Annotated in this window: 13 protein-coding genes; 10 read left to right on the top strand and 3 right to left on the bottom strand. The window is 71.7% G+C overall.

Annotated elements, in window-relative coordinates; translation table 11 throughout:
• The first annotated feature begins 32 nt into the window (after positions 1-32).
• The 3 genes from AC1Z4A_RS04675 to AC1Z4A_RS04665 all read left to right on the top strand — a co-directional run bounded on the left by AC1Z4A_RS04675 (position 33) and on the right by AC1Z4A_RS04665 (position 2757).
• Positions 33-593: an HIT family protein gene (locus tag AC1Z4A_RS04675; RefSeq protein ID WP_483676550.1), complete on the top strand. Its 561-nt coding sequence runs from the start codon at positions 33-35 to the stop codon at positions 591-593.
• A gap of 101 nt (positions 594-694) precedes the next feature.
• Positions 695-1495, top strand: coding sequence for a polysaccharide deacetylase family protein (locus AC1Z4A_RS04670; RefSeq protein WP_483676549.1), 801 nt, complete (start codon positions 695-697; stop codon positions 1493-1495).
• Positions 1496-1608: 113 nt separating this feature from the next.
• A complete protein-coding gene (locus AC1Z4A_RS04665) occupies positions 1609-2757 on the top strand; it encodes a YncE family protein (RefSeq protein ID WP_483676548.1) in 1149 nt (382 codons plus the stop codon).
• 34 nt (positions 2758-2791) lie between these two features.
• Here the strand turns inward: AC1Z4A_RS04665 and AC1Z4A_RS04660 are convergent, their stop codons facing one another.
• Both AC1Z4A_RS04660 and AC1Z4A_RS04655 read right to left on the bottom strand, forming a co-directional pair.
• Positions 2792-4447, bottom strand: coding sequence for a hypothetical protein (locus AC1Z4A_RS04660; protein WP_483676547.1), 1656 nt, complete (start codon positions 4445-4447; stop codon positions 2792-2794).
• A 165-nt stretch (positions 4448-4612) separates the two neighbouring features.
• Positions 4613-6820, bottom strand: a complete 2208-nt coding sequence (locus AC1Z4A_RS04655) for an elongation factor G-like protein EF-G2 (RefSeq protein ID WP_483676546.1) — start codon at positions 6818-6820, stop codon at positions 4613-4615.
• Positions 6821-7055: 235 nt separating this feature from the next.
• On the opposite strand from AC1Z4A_RS04655, the gene pgsA reads away from it, so the two are divergent.
• The 3 genes from pgsA to AC1Z4A_RS04640 are packed head-to-tail and all read left to right on the top strand — an operon-like array spanning position 7056 to position 9798.
• The gene (pgsA, locus tag AC1Z4A_RS04650; protein WP_483676545.1) at positions 7056-7718 is read left to right on the top strand and encodes a phosphatidylinositol phosphate synthase; all 663 of its coding nucleotides are present in this window, start codon (positions 7056-7058) and stop codon (positions 7716-7718) included.
• The gene (locus AC1Z4A_RS04645) at positions 7715-8641 is read left to right on the top strand and encodes a phosphatidylinositol mannoside acyltransferase (protein ID WP_483676544.1); all 927 of its coding nucleotides are present in this window, start codon (positions 7715-7717) and stop codon (positions 8639-8641) included. The genes pgsA and AC1Z4A_RS04645 overlap by 4 nt, the downstream gene beginning before the upstream one ends.
• Positions 8638-9798 (top strand): glycosyltransferase family 4 protein, encoded by a 1161-nt coding sequence (locus AC1Z4A_RS04640; RefSeq protein ID WP_483676543.1) that lies wholly within the window; start codon positions 8638-8640, stop codon positions 9796-9798. Before AC1Z4A_RS04645 ends, AC1Z4A_RS04640 begins: the two co-directional genes overlap by 4 nt.
• Positions 9799-9859: 61 nt before the next feature.
• On the opposite strand, the gene AC1Z4A_RS04635 is transcribed toward AC1Z4A_RS04640, so the two are convergent.
• On the bottom strand, positions 9860-10558 hold the full coding sequence (locus AC1Z4A_RS04635; protein WP_483676542.1) for a VC0807 family protein: 699 nt from the start codon (positions 10556-10558) through the stop codon (positions 9860-9862).
• A 224-nt stretch (positions 10559-10782) separates the two neighbouring features.
• Between AC1Z4A_RS04635 and AC1Z4A_RS04630 the strand changes: the two genes are divergently transcribed.
• From AC1Z4A_RS04630 to AC1Z4A_RS04615, 4 genes are all read left to right on the top strand, one after another.
• Positions 10783-11325 carry a LemA family protein gene (locus tag AC1Z4A_RS04630; RefSeq protein ID WP_483676541.1) on the top strand — a complete coding sequence of 181 codons (543 nt, stop codon included), beginning with the start codon at positions 10783-10785 and terminating at the stop codon, positions 11323-11325.
• A 119-nt stretch (positions 11326-11444) separates the two neighbouring features.
• The gene (gene pdxS / locus AC1Z4A_RS04625) at positions 11445-12356 is read left to right on the top strand and encodes a pyridoxal 5'-phosphate synthase lyase subunit PdxS (protein ID WP_483683503.1); all 912 of its coding nucleotides are present in this window, start codon (positions 11445-11447) and stop codon (positions 12354-12356) included.
• A gap of 79 nt (positions 12357-12435) precedes the next feature.
• A complete protein-coding gene (pdxT, locus tag AC1Z4A_RS04620) occupies positions 12436-13026 on the top strand; it encodes a pyridoxal 5'-phosphate synthase glutaminase subunit PdxT (RefSeq protein ID WP_483676540.1) in 591 nt (196 codons plus the stop codon).
• Positions 13027-13088: 62 nt separating this feature from the next.
• A complete protein-coding gene (locus tag AC1Z4A_RS04615) occupies positions 13089-13838 on the top strand; it encodes a YebC/PmpR family DNA-binding transcriptional regulator (protein WP_483676539.1) in 750 nt (249 codons plus the stop codon).
• Positions 13839-13915: the final 77 nt, after the last annotated feature.

The following is a 13915-nucleotide window of genomic DNA, read 5'->3' as shown; positions in this document are numbered from 1 at the left end:
CCCTCTCTGCATCCGCCCCCACCCGGCCGCATATGCTGCACAACATGACGAGTGAGCCGGAGCAGCAGTTCGGAGTGGGGGCGCCGGACGCCTTTCAGCGCCTGTGGACGCCCCATCGGATGGCGTATATCCAGGGGGAGAACAAGCCGAGCGGCCCGGGATCCGGGGACGGCTGTCCGTTCTGCTCGATTCCGGCCAAGAGCGACGAGGACGGGCTGATCATCGCCCGGGGCGAGCACGTCTACACCGTGCTGAACCTCTACCCCTACAACGGCGGCCACTGCATGGTCGTCCCGTTCCGGCACGTCGCCGACTACACCGAGCTGGACGGGGCCGAGACGGCCGAGCTGGCCGAGTTCACCAAGCGGGCGATGCGCGCGCTGCGCGCCGCCTCCGGGGCACACGGCTTCAACATCGGCATGAACCAGGGCGGCGCCGCGGGCGCGGGCATCGCGGCCCATCTGCACCAGCACATCGTGCCCCGCTGGGGCGGCGACACCAACTTCATGCCGGTCGTGGGCCACACCAAGGTGCTCCCGCAGCTCCTTGCGGACACCCGCAAGATGCTGGCGGACGTCTGGCCCACGGTCTGAGCGGATCGGCCGGGACACGCAGCGCCGAAAATTGGGCAAATCGCCACAATTCTTACTAAAGAAGATCTAATGGTGCGGTGACCTTCTTTCGCCGTCGCACCGTGTTGCGCGCAGCCGGCGGCGCCCTGACGGGGGTCGCCGGTGCCGCCGCCGCGGGCTGTGCCGGGGATCCCGGCCGGGGCGCCGCCGGGGTCGCGCCGCGGGCGTCCGGTTCCTCGCCGGGCGCGGCGGGTGCCGCCGCCCGGGCTGCTGCACCGCCCGTGGGGCCGCCGCTGGTGCTGCCGGACCTGCCGCCCGGACTGCCCGTCCAGATCGAGAACGGCCCGCGCCGGGCCCGTGCGGTGGCGCTCACCTTCCACGGCCGCGGGGACGCCAAGTCCGCCACCGCCGTGCTGAGCGAGGCCGAGCGGGCGGGGGCGCGGGTGACCGTGCTCGCCGTGGGCGACTGGCTCGACGCCGAGCCGCAGATGGCCCGCCGGGTGCTGGACGGCGGGCACGAGCTGGGCAACCACACGATGCGGCACCTGAGCATCTGCACGATGCCGGAGCAGGCCGCGTATGCGGAGATCACCGAGTGCGCCGAGCGGCTGCGCAGGCTGACCGGTGGCATCGGCCGCTGGTTCCGGCCATCCCGCGCGCGGCGGGCGACCGATCAGGTGGTCCGGCTGGCGCGGAAGGCCGGTTATCCCCACGTCCTGTCGTACGACGTGGACTCCCTCGACTTCACCGATCCCGGTGCGGAGGCGGTCCGGCGTACCGTGTTGAGCGCGGTGCGGCCGGGGTCGGTCGTGAGTCTCCACTTCGGGCACGCCGGCACGGTCGCCGCGATGCCCGCGATCCTCGACGGCCTGCACCGCCGCGGTCTGCGTGCGGTGACGACTACGGAGCTGCTGACCCGATGATCCAGTTCTCGCATCACCGCCCCGGTCCCCGACTCCTGCCCCGTCTGCGCCCCGCTGCCCGTCCCCGGAGGGCGCGGGGTCCGCTGGGGGGTGTCCGCAGGGCCGCCCTGTGCGTGGCGGCCGGTGCGCTGCTGGCTGCCGGGTGCGGCGGCGGGAGCAGCGACGAGGCCGCCGACCGGCAGCCGCACGGCGGCGGGCAGCAGAGTCAGGGTGCCGCCCGCGGGCTTCCGCAGGGTCTGCCGGGGATGCCGCCGCTGCTCGATCCGAACGACGTCTACGCGGCGGACCGGCCCAATGCGCTGTCGCCCGTGGTCAAGGACTTCCCGTCGCGGGTGTACGTGCCGAACACGGAGTCGGACACGGTCAGCGTCATCGATCCGAAGACGTACAAGGTGATCGAGACGATTCCGGTGGGGGAGCAGCCGCAGCACGTGGTGCCGTCCTGGGACCTGAAGACGCTGTGGGTCAACAACGACCGGGGTCACACGCTGACGCCGATCGACCCGGCCACGGGCAGGGCGGGCAAGCCGGTGGACGTGCACGACCCGTACAACCTGTACTTCACCCCGGACGGGAAGTACGCGGTGGTGATGGCGTCGATGGACCGTGAGCTGGTGTTCCGGGACGCGCACACGATGAAGCGGGTGAAGACGGAGCATGTGAACTGCCTGGGGGTGAATCACGCCGACTTCTCGCCCGACGGGCGGTACTTCATCGTCTCGTGCGAGTTCTCCGGGGAGCTGCTGAAGGTCGACACGGCGCAGATGAAGGTGATCGCTCAGCAGAAGCTGCCGTACGACGGGGCGATGCCGCAGGATGTGAAGATCGCCTCGGACGGCAGGACCTGGTACATCGCGGACATGGTGGCCGACGGCTTGTGGGTGCTGGATGGAGACAAGTTCACCGAGCCCTGGCTGATGCCGACGGGCAAGGGGGCGCACGGCCTCTATGTGAGCCGGGACTCCAGGTCGATGTACATCTCGAACCGTGGCGAGGGGTCGATCTCGGTGCTGGACCTGCCGAGCCGCAAGCTGGTGAAGAAGTGGGAGCTGCCGGAGGGCGGGAGCCCGGACATGGGCGGGGTGTCGGCGGACGGCAAGGTGTTGTGGCTGTCGGGGCGTTACAACAGCGAGGTGTATGCGATCGACACGACCGACGGGCATCAGATCGCCAAGATCCCGGTGGGGGCGGGGCCGCACGGGCTGGCCGTCTATCCGCAGCCGGGGCGGTACTCGCTGGGCCACACCGGGATCTTCCGGTGAGGCCCGGCGCGCGGCGGCAACGGTCCTTCGGGGCTCAGGCGTTGTAGACGTCGGCCTGGCGCGGTGTGGGGTCCTGCACCGCGCCGCTGAGGTTCATGGCGCGGTTGTTGAACCGCACGACGTCGACGCCGTGCTCGGCGAGGACGTGCAGGGCGGCTTCGTGGACGACGCGGAGCACGGGCGTGGCGGCGCGCAGTGCGTCGTCGGCCATGAAACGGTGGCGCCAGGGCTTGTCGGCCCAGGCGTGCCGGAGTCCGAAGGGCTCGGGGAGGACGAGCTTGCCGCCCCAGTACTCGAGGAGGGGCGGATACCAGGTGAGGGGGGCGCGGGCGGCGAGGCGGACGACCTCCTTGGCGGGGACGACGGGGAGGGTGAACTCCCGGGTCTCCCAGAATTTGACGGCCTTCTTCATGGTCTTCGTCCGCTTTTTGGGGCGGTCGTTGAAGACGGAGTGGGTGGGGCCGAGGGCGTGGCCGGTGACCTCGATGCGCAGGGTCTTGTGGAGGACGGTGACGTTGACGAGGAGGGTGATGATCAGCTGGCCGTCCCAGAGGGTGAACTGGACGCCGAGGTAGTGCCGGTCGCCGCTGCCGAAGTGCTGTTTGTCGCAGATTTCCTGGAGTTGGGCGCCGCGTATCTGGTAGGAGCCGGCGCCACCGCCGCCGGGGCGGGAGACCGCCGAGGCGCCTTCGCCGATGGGGGAGACGATCCAGTGCTCGACGGAGGGCGGGGTGAGGCCGCCGGTGTTGATGGGGGTGCGCTCGAGGAGCTTGAGGCGGTCGTGGACGGCGCGGATGATGTCCCAGCTGCGGAAGGGGTTGATGTCCTTGCCGGGCTCGGCGGGGACGAGTTCCTCGGCCAGCTGCCAGCTGCCCCAGCGGGTGCCCATGCCGAGTATGCCCTTGGGGCCGGCGTAGAAGACGACGTTGCTCTGCTGCTCGGCGGCCAGGCGCTCGAGGTTCTGCCGCAGCTGCTCGGCGGTCTTCTCGCCGGGGGTCTGGGGCACGGCCTCGGGGATCTTGGCGCCGATGCCGCTGCCGTCGAGGAGGCCGGTCCAGCGCTCCCGCAGGTCCTTGGCGGTGCGCTCGCAGGTGGTCTTGGCCCAGTAGCCGCCGATGAGGGGGGCGATGAGCATGGCGCGCAGGTAGAAGCCCCAGAAGCCGTTGAAGGGCAGCTTGATCATGAAGATGACGGCCACGACGCCCAGGAGGGCGAGGAGGGCCGTGCCGAGCGCCCCGGCGCGCTTGTCCTGGGCGCCGGCGAGGGTGCGGCGGAGCTGGAAGACGCCGAACCAGAGGAGCACGCCGGGCAGGAAGAGCAGGCCGAAGCCGATGGTGATCAGGGTGAGCCGGGTGTCGCGCTGCTTGCGGATGCGGGAGGCGGCCAGGCAGTGCTCGACGATGACCTGGGGTTCGAGGCCGAAGGACTGGATGAGGGGCTTGCGCCCGCCGCCGAGCATGCGCTGCTGGACGGCGCGGGCGAAGGCCTCGCCGAGGTCGGGCTCGAAGAGCGAGATGCGGGGCTTCTTGACCTCGGAGGTGGCCCAGTCGGAGTTGGCCTTGAGGAGCTGGTCGACGGGGCCGTCCCGGTAGGCGGCCGAGGCGAGGGCCTGGGTCGCGGCGGTGCCGCCCGCGCCGCCGGAGACCGGGATCTGTGCCCCCGGGCTGAAGTCGATCGCGTCACCTGCCACTGCTGCCCCCCATGCCGTGCGCGTCCGGTGCGCCGGCTTGCTCCCGACTGTCGCCCACTTTCCGTGTCATGGGCCGCGTGCTCAGCGTAACGGTGCGGGGTGTCGCCTGTCGTGGAGATCGGAAAGCCGCCCGCCGCAAGCGAGTTGAGACGGGCGGCTTGCGAACTATGCCCCGTTCTCCGCTTGTTCGCGGAGGCGGTCCGCCACTTGCGGCGGCATGGGTTCGTGCCGGGCGTAGGAGCGGCTGAACCGTCCGGTGCCGTGGGACAGGGAGCGCAGGTCCACCGCATAGCGGTCGATCTCGATCTCGGGGACCTCGGCGCGGACGAGCGTGCGGCCCGCTCCGGACTGCTCGGTGCCCACGACGCGGCCGCGCCGCCCGGACAGATCGCTCATCACCGGGCCGACGTAGTCGTCGGGGACCAGGACCTGCACCTCCGCGACCGGTTCGAGGAGGTGGATGCGGGCCTCGGCGGCGGCCTCGCGCAGGGCCAGCGCGCCGGCGGTCTGGAAGGCCGCGTCGGAGGAGTCCACCGAGTGGGCCTTGCCGTCGAGGAGCGTGATCCGCACGTCGACCAGCGGATAGCCGGCCGCGACGCCGCGCGCCGCCTGGGCCCGTACGCCCTTCTCCACCGAGGGGATGAACTGGCGGGGAACGGCGCCGCCCACGACCTTGTCGACGAACTCGATGCCGGAGCCGCCGGGCAGCGGCTCCACCTCGATCTCGCAGATGGCGTACTGGCCGTGGCCGCCGGACTGCTTGACGTGCCGGCCACGGCCGCCCGCGCGGGTGCCGAAGGTCTCGCGCAGGGACACCTTGTGCGGGATCACGTCGACCTGGACGCCGTAGCGGGTGCGCAGCCGCTCCAGGGCGACGTCGCGGTGGGCCTCGCCCAGGCACCACAGGACGACCTGGTGGGTGTGCTGGTTCTGCTCCAGCCGCATCGTGGGGTCCTCGGCGACCAGCCGGGCCAGGCCCTGGGACAGCTTGTCCTCGTCGGCCTTGCTGTGCGCCTGGATGGCGACGGGCAGCAGGGGGTCCGGCATCAGCCAGGGCTCCATCAGCAGCGGGTCGCCCCGGTCGGAGAGGGTGTCGCCGGTCTCGGCCCGGCCGAGCTTGGCGACGCAGGCGATGTCGCCCGCGATGGCCTGGCTCAGCTGGCGCTGGTGCTTGCCGAAGGGCGAGGAGAGGGCGCCGACGCGCTCGTCGACGTCGTGGCTCTCGTGGCCGCGGTCCTCCAGCCCGTGGCCCGAGACGTGCACCGTCTCGTCCGGCCGCAGGGTGCCGGAGAAGACCCGGACCAGGGAGATCCGGCCGACATAGGGGTCGGAGGCGGTCTTGATCACCTCCGCGGCGAGCGGCCCGGCCGGATCGCAGCCGAGCGGCGGCCGGGAGCCGCCCTCGGGGGTGGTGACGGCGGGCGCCGGGTGTTCGTGCGGGGTGGGGAAGCCGCCGGTGACCAGCTCCAGCAGCTCCACGGTGCCCAGGCCCTGCCGGGCGCCGTCGGGCGCGGGCGCGGCGGCCAGCACGGGGTGGAAGCTGCCCCGTGCGACGGCCTGTTCCAGGTCCTCGATCAGGGTCTTGACGTCGATCTCCTCACCGCCGAGGTAGCGGTCCATGAGGGTCTCGTCCTCGCTCTCGGCGATGATGCCCTCGATGAGCCGGTTGCGGGCCTCCTCGATCCGAGGCAGCTCCTCCGGGCCGGGCTCCGCCTCGCTGCGGGCGCCGGAGGAGTAGTCGAACACGCGCCGGCTGAGCAGCCCGATGAGCCCCGCGACCGGGCGGTGCCCGTCCGCGCCAGGCGCCCCGTGCAGGGGCAGGTACAGGGGGAGCACGCTGTCGCCGGAGTCGTTGCCGAAGGCGGTGCGGCAGGCCTCCGTCATCGCGTCGAAGTCCGCCCGCGCCGCCTCCAGGTGCGTCACCACGATGGCGCGGGGCATCCCGACCGCCGCGCACTCCTCCCAGAGCATGCGGGTTGCACCCGTGATGCCCTCGGTGCCCTCCGCCGCCGAGACGACGAAGAGGGCCGCGTCGGCGGCCCTCAATCCTGCCCTCAGCTCGCCGACGAAGTCGGCGTAGCCGGGGGTGTCCAGCAGATTGATCTTGATCCCGGCCCATTCGACGGGGACCAGGGACAGCTGTACCGAGCGCTGCTGGCGGTGTTCGATCTCGTCGTAGTCCGACACCGCCGCGCCGTCCTCGACCCGGCCCGCGCGGTTCACCGCGCCGGTGGCCAGGGCCAGCGCCTCGACGAGCGTCGTTTTTCCGGAGCCGCTGTGGCCGACCAGCACCACATTGCGGATGTTGCCGGGCCGGTCGGCCGTCACTGCTCTGCCCGCGGCCCCTGGGTGTGTGGTCGTCTTCTCGCCCATGTGTCTCGCCTCCCGGTCGTCGACACCTGCGGTCCTTCGAGCTTTCCACCATGGTCACGCTGCGTCCATACGTCGCACACGCGTATGCAACCGTCCGCCCCCGGTGCGAGCGCCCCAGGGGCTTGCTGCGGCCGGGGAGCGACGGTGTGCGCGGAGCGCCCCGGCGGCCTGGCTACGATGGGCCAGCCGGTGGCCTTCCGACCACCCGGCCCGCACACGACCCTCCGGGAAGGCCATGCTGAACAAGTACGCGCGTGCTTTCTTCACGCGTGTTCTCACGCCGTTCGCCGCCCTGCTCATTCGCCTGGGCGTCAGCCCCGATGCGGTGACTCTCATCGGCACCGGTGGCGTGGTGGCGGGTGCGCTGGCCTTCTATCCCCGGGGCGAGTTCTTCTGGGGCACGATCGTCATCACGCTGTTCGTCTTCTCGGACCTGGTCGACGGCAACATGGCCCGCCAGCTCGGCCGGTCCAGCCGCTGGGGGGCGTTCCTCGACTCGACCCTGGACCGGGTGGCCGACTCGGCGATCTTCGGCGGCCTGGCCCTCTGGTACGCCGGGCGCGGCGACGACCAGATGCTCTGCGCGGTGGCGATCTTCTGCCTCGCCAGCGGCCAGGTGGTCTCATACACCAAGGCGCGCGGCGAGAGCATCGGGCTGCCGGTCAACGTCAACGGCCTCGTCGAGCGCGCCGAGCGACTGGTGATCTCCCTGGTGGCATGCGGCCTCTCCGGGCTGCACAAGTTCGGCGTGCCATACGTCCAGATCCTGCTGCCCATCGCGCTGTGGATCGTGGCCGTCGGCAGCCTGATCACCCTGATCCAGCGGGTGGTGACGGTGCGCCGGGAGGCCGCCGAGGCGGACGCCCCCGCAGCGGTCGGCGGAGGCGGCAAGGCATGAAGGAGCAGCTGACCGACGCGCTGTACGGGCTGGGGTGGGGCACGGTCAAGAAGCTCCCCGAGCCGGTGGCCGCAGGGCTGGGACGGCGGATCGCCGACATCGCCTGGCGGCGCCGCGGCGCCGGTGTGCTGCGCCTGGAGGCCAACCTCGCCCGGGTCGTCCCCGACGCGGGCCCGCAGCGGCTCGCCGAGCTGTCGCGGGCGGGCATGCGCTCGTACATGCGCTACTGGATGGAGTCCTTCCGGCTGCCGGTCTGGAGCGCGGAGCGCATCCGGGGCGGCTTCGCCCCGGAGGGCCTGCACCACCTGGAGGAGGCGCTGGCCTCCGGCCGCGGAGTGGTCCTGGCCCTGCCCCACATGGCCAACTACGACCTGGCGGGGGCCTGGGTCACCACCCGGCTCGGGGTGCCCTTCACCACCGTGGCCGAGCGGCTCCGGCCCGAGACGCTCTACGACCGCTTCGTGGCCTACCGCGAGGGGCTGGGCATGGAGGTCCTGCCGCACGCGGGCGCCGGCGCCTTCGGGACGCTGGCCCGGCGGCTGCGCTCCGGCGGTCTGGTGGCCCTGGTGGCCGACCGTGATCTGTCCTCCTCCGGGATCGAGGTCAAGTTCTTCGGGGAGGCGGCGAAGATGCCCGCCGGACCCGCCGCGCTCGCCGTGCAGACGGGTGCCCTGCTGCTGCCGGTGACGCTCTGGTACGACCCGTCGCCGGTGCTGCAGGGGTGCGTCCATCCGCCCGTCGAGGTGCCGGAGACCGGCACCCGGGCGGAGAAGGCCGTGGCCATGACCCAGCAACTGGCCGACGCCTTCGCGTCGGGTATCGCCGAGCACCCGCAGGACTGGCACATGCTGCAGCGGCTGTGGCTCGCCGACCTCGACCGGCGGCCCGGCCCCGACCGGAGCCCGGGAACGGAGAAGCCTTGAGGATCGGGATCGTCTGCCCGTACTCGTGGGACGTGCCCGGCGGCGTCCAGTTCCACATCCGTGACCTCGCCGAGCACCTCATCGGGCTGGGCCACGAGGTGTCCGTGCTGGCACCCGCCGACGACGAGACGCCGCTGCCGCCCTTCGTCGTCTCCGCCGGGCGGGCCGTGCCCGTCCCGTACAACGGCTCGGTGGCCCGCCTCAACTTCGGCTTCCTGTCCGCCGCGCGCGTGCGCCGCTGGCTGCACGAGGGCGACTTCGACGTCATCCACATCCACGAGCCCACCTCTCCCTCGCTGGGTCTGCTGGCCTGCTGGGCCGCCCAGGGCCCCATCGTGGCGACCTTCCACACCTCCAATCCCCGCTCCCGCGCGATGATCGCGGCCTATCCGATCCTCCAGCCCGCCCTGGAGAAGATCAGCGCGCGCATCGCCGTGAGCGAATACGCCCGCAGGACCCTGGTGGAGCACCTGGGCGGCGATGCCGTCGTCATCCCCAACGGCGTGGACGTGGACTTCTTCGCCGGGGCCGAGGCCAAGCCGGAGTGGCAGGGCGGGACCATCGGCTTCATCGGCCGTATCGACGAGCCCCGCAAGGGCCTGCCCGTCCTCATGCGCGCCTTTCCCAAGATCCTCGCCGCGTACCCGGAGACCCGTCTGCTGGTCGCCGGCCGGGGCGACGAGGAGGAGGCCGTCTCCGGACTGCCCGCCGAGATGCGCGGCAACGTCGAGTTCCTCGGCATGGTCAGCGACGAGGACAAGGCCCGGCTGCTGCGCAGCGTCGACGTCTATGTGGCGCCCAACACCGGTGGCGAGTCCTTCGGCATCATCCTCGTGGAGGCCATGTCGGCGGGCGCGCCCGTCCTCGCGAGCGATCTGGACGCCTTCACCCAGGTCCTCGACCGGGGAGCGGCGGGCGAGCTGTTCGCCAACGAGGACGCCGACGCCCTCGCCGCCGCCGCCGTCCACCTCCTCGGCGCCCCCGCGCGGCGGGCCGAGCTGAGCGAGCGCGGCAGCCGGCACGTACGCCGCTTCGACTGGTCCACCGTGGGCGCCGACATCCTGGCCGTCTACGAGACGGTCACGGCCGGCGCGGCCTCGGTCGCCACCGACGAACGCACCGGCCTGCGCGCCCGCTTCGGCCTCGCCCGGGAGTAGCCCGGGCGAGGCCGAAGCGGGATCGGCCGGGCCGCCACCCCCGTCGGCGGCCCGGCCGGGCTCAGACGCGGCCGGACATCTCCTCCGGCACCGGCACGCCACCGACCGGGGCCCCCACCCCGAACAGCGGTATCCCGTGCCGTGCCCGGAAGGCCCGGCTGCGCCGCACGGTGACGACCGCCACCAGACCCAGCAGCGCGATCGACTCGAAGCGGCCGATCACCGGCACCGCGTCCACGGGCAGCGTCAGTGCGAACACGGTGCTCAAGGCGGCGTCCAGCAGCTGCACACACCCCCAGAACACGGTCAGCCGCCGCAGCGCCTCCCGGAACTCCGGGCGCTCCCGCCAGGCCCGCTCGGCCTCCTCCTCGGCGGCCGGGCCGCGCAGCGACCCGCCGAACCGGAAGGCGAACGGCCGCGACAGCCGCAACGTGCCCAGGATCCACAGCCCCAGCACCGCCGGCAGCCCGGCGTCCTTCAGCAGCAGCACCCGGGGATTGCCGCTGATCAGCGACGTCCCCGCGGACACCGCGAGCAGCACCACCACGAAGAAGTCGAAGAACTCGACGCGGCGGCGCAGCACGGCGGCGCCCAGCGCGTGCGCCGCGGGTATCGCGCTGCTCAGCAGCAGCGCCGCCCACTGCGCCAGGCCCTGCGACCGGAGCGCGTAGTACAGCGCGAGCGGCAGCAGGATGTTGACGGTCAAGGGGATCAGGAGCGCATTCCTGGTGTGCGCTCCGTGCGGTGCCACGGTGTCCATGAGTACCTCCACGGTCCGGCGGCCCGGCCGGATTCCTGCCATCCGGCCCTTGCATCGAAGTTAGGAGGCGGGCGGGTGCAGACGGATCGGAGCCAGGGTCGGTTCTCCGGCGGCTCCTCTCCACCCTGATCTCCACCCCGGGGTGGAGATCAGGGAGAGCGGCGGTCCCCGCGGCGGCCCGGACCCACCGGCCACCCCCCGGCCGGGCGGTAACGTGACCCGGCGTGACCACTTTGATCTGGATCGCGGCCGCCCTGGTCGTCATCGGCATCTACCTGAGCTGGACCGCCGGCCGCCTGGACCGGCTGCACAGCCGCATCGACGCGGCCCGGGCGGCCCTTGACGCCCAGCTGCTGCGCCGGGCCTCGGTCGCCCAGGAACTCGCCACCGCCGGAGTCCTCGACCCGGCCGCCTCGATGGTCCTCTACCAGGCGGCGCACGCCGCGCGGCAGGCCGAGGAGGAGCACCGCGAGGTGGCCGAGAGCGAGCTGAGCCAGGCACTGCGGGCGGTCTTCGCCGACGCGCCGCAGGTCGAGGTGGTGCGCGAGGCCCCGGGGGGCGAGGAGTCGCTGGGGGAGCTGACCGAGGGCGTGCGCCGGGTGCCCATGGCCCGGAGGTTCCACAACGACGCGGTCCGGGCGGGCCGGGCGCTGCGCCGCCACCGCACCGTGCGCTGGTTCCGGCTGGCGGGCCATGCGCCCTTCCCGATGGCCTTCGAGATGGACGACGAACCCCCGGCCGCGCTCGCCGGGCGGGCGGGCGGCTGACCCCGGTCCGGGCCACCGGATTCCGGACAAGCCACCGGCCTCGAATTGGCCCTTTTTCCGGGCCACTCGCCCTGGGTTTGATGACGCTGCAGCATCACCGCCCTTGATAGTGAGGTCACATCGTGTCCATTCCCACCACGCCCCAGACCCCGGAGACCGGCACCGCCCGCGTGAAGCGCGGCATGGCCGAGCAGCTCAAGGGCGGCGTGATCATGGATGTTGTCACGCCCGAGCAGGCCAAGATCGCCGAGGATGCCGGTGCGGTCGCTGTCATGGCGCTGGAGCGGGTGCCCGCCGACATCCGCAAGGACGGCGGCGTGGCGCGGATGTCCGACCCGGACATGATCGAAGGCATCATCAACGCCGTCTCGATCCCCGTCATGGCCAAGTCCCGCATCGGCCACTTCGTCGAGGCCCAGGTCCTGCAGTCCCTCGGCGTCGACTACATCGACGAGTCCGAGGTCCTCACCCCGGCCGACGAGGTCAACCACTCCGACAAGTGGGCGTTCACCACCCCCTTCGTCTGCGGCGCCACCAACCTGGGCGAGGCCCTGCGCCGCATCGCCGAGGGTGCGGCCATGATCCGCTCCAAGGGCGAGGCCGGCACCGGCAACGTCGTCGAGGCCGTCCGCCACCTGCGCCAGATCAAGAACGAGATCGCCAAGCTGCGCGGCTTCGACAACCACGAGCTGTACGCCGCCGCCAAGGAGCTGCGTGCCCCGTACGAGCTGGTCAAGGAGGTCGCCGAGCTGGGCAAGCTGCCCGTCGTGCTGTTCTCCGCCGGCGGCGTGGCCACCCCGGCCGACGCCGCGCTGATGCGCCAGCTCGGCGCCGAGGGCGTCTTCGTCGGCTCCGGCATCTTCAAGTCCGGCGACCCGGCCAAGCGCGCCGCCGCCATCGTGAAGGCCACCACCTTCTACGACGACCCGAAGATCATCGCGGATGCCTCCCGCAACCTGGGCGAGGCCATGGTGGGCATCAACTGCGACACCCTGCCCGAGGCGGAGCGCTACGCCAAGCGCGGCTGGTAACGCACGTTCTTCCCCGGCCGGGCGGCCCGCGCGACGGCGGGCCGCCCACGGTCGTCGTACATCTGAGAGGTAGTGCCCCGTGTCCACCCCCACCATCGGTGTCCTCGCTCTGCAGGGCGACGTCCGTGAGCACCTCGTGGCCCTCGCCGCGGTCGACGCGCTGGCCCGCCCGGTCCGCCGCCCCGAGGAGCTGGCCGAGGTCGACGGCCTGGTCATACCGGGCGGCGAGTCCACCACCATGTCCAAGCTCGCCGTGATCTTCGGCATGCTCGAGCCGCTGCGCGAGCGGGTGCGGGCCGGGATGCCCGTCTACGGCACCTGCGCGGGCATGATCATGCTGGCCGACAAGCTGCTGGACGGCCGGGAGGACCAGGAGACCCTCGGCGCCATCGACATGATCGTCCGTCGCAACGCCTTCGGCCGCCAGAACGAGTCCTTCGAGGCGGCCGTCGAGGTGGACGGCATCGAGGGCGGTCCGGTCGAGGGCGTCTTCATCCGCGCCCCCTGGGTCGAGTCGGTCGGCGCCGCGGCCGAGGTGATCGCCACCTACGACGGCCACACCGTCGGTGTGCGGCAGGGGAACGTGCTGGCCACGTCGTTCCACCCCGAACTGACGGGCGACCACCGGGTGCACGGCCTCTTTGTCGAGATGGTGCGCGCAGCCCGGTAGTGAGATCCCGGTAGGATCTCTGTCGTTCGTCCGGAATTTGGTTACGCGAAGGAGACAGGCGAATGTCCGGCCACTCTAAATGGGCTACGACGAAGCACAAGAAGGCCGTGATCGACGCCAAGCGCGGCAAGCTCTTCGCGAAGCTGATCAAGAACATCGAGGTCGCGGCCCGCATGGGCGGCGCCGACATCGAGGGCAACCCGACGCTCTACGACGCCATCCAGAAGGCGAAGAAGCAGTCGGTCCCGAACAAGAACATCGACTCCGCGGTCAAGCGTGGTGCGGGTCTCGAGGCCGGCGGCGCCGACTACGAGACGATCATGTACGAGGGCTACGGCCCCAACGGTGTCGCGGTCCTCATCGAGTGCCTCACCGACAACCGCAACCGCGCCGCCGGTGACGTCCGTGTCGCCATGACCCGCAACGGCGGCTCCATGGCCGACCCGGGCTCGGTGTCCTACCTGTTCAACCGCAAGGGCGTCGTGATCGTCCCCAAGGGCGAGCTGACCGAGGACGACGTGCTGGGCGCGGTCCTGGACGCCGGTGCCGAGGAGGTCAACGACCTCGGTGAGAACTTCGAGGTCCTCAGCGAGGCCACCGACCTGGTCGCGGTCCGCACCGCCCTCCAGGAGGCCGGCATCGACTACGACTCGGCCGAGGCCAACTTCGTCCCCACCATGCAGGTGGAGCTGGACGAGGAGGGCGCGAAGAAGATCTTCAAGCTGATCGACGCCCTCGAGGACAGCGACGACGTCCAGAACGTCTTCGCCAACTTCGACGTCTCCGACGACGTCATGGAGAAGGTCGGCTGACCACGGTCACCGCGACGGGCCGGCGGGAGCTTCCCGCCGGCCCGTCGTGCTTGTCGGTGCCGGGCGTTGTCAGTGGC

The organism is Streptomyces sp. 17_S59 (genome assembly GCF_056930295.1).
The sequence above is the reverse complement of the archived record's forward strand: the minus strand, read 5'-3'. Positions and strand labels throughout refer to the sequence as shown.

Coding starts and splice junctions, on each gene's coding strand:
- AC1Z4A_RS04675 (WP_483676550.1), top strand. CDS start 33: ATGCTGCACAACATGACGAGTGAGCCGGAGCAGCAGTTCGGAGTGGGG.
- AC1Z4A_RS04655 (WP_483676546.1), bottom strand. CDS start 6,820: ATGGGCGAGAAGACGACCACACACCCAGGGGCCGCGGGCAGAGCAGTG.
- pgsA (WP_483676545.1), top strand. CDS start 7,056: ATGCTGAACAAGTACGCGCGTGCTTTCTTCACGCGTGTTCTCACGCCG.
- AC1Z4A_RS04645 (WP_483676544.1), top strand. CDS start 7,715: ATGAAGGAGCAGCTGACCGACGCGCTGTACGGGCTGGGGTGGGGCACG.
- AC1Z4A_RS04635 (WP_483676542.1), bottom strand. CDS start 10,558: ATGGACACCGTGGCACCGCACGGAGCGCACACCAGGAATGCGCTCCTG.
- AC1Z4A_RS04615 (WP_483676539.1), top strand. CDS start 13,089: ATGTCCGGCCACTCTAAATGGGCTACGACGAAGCACAAGAAGGCCGTG.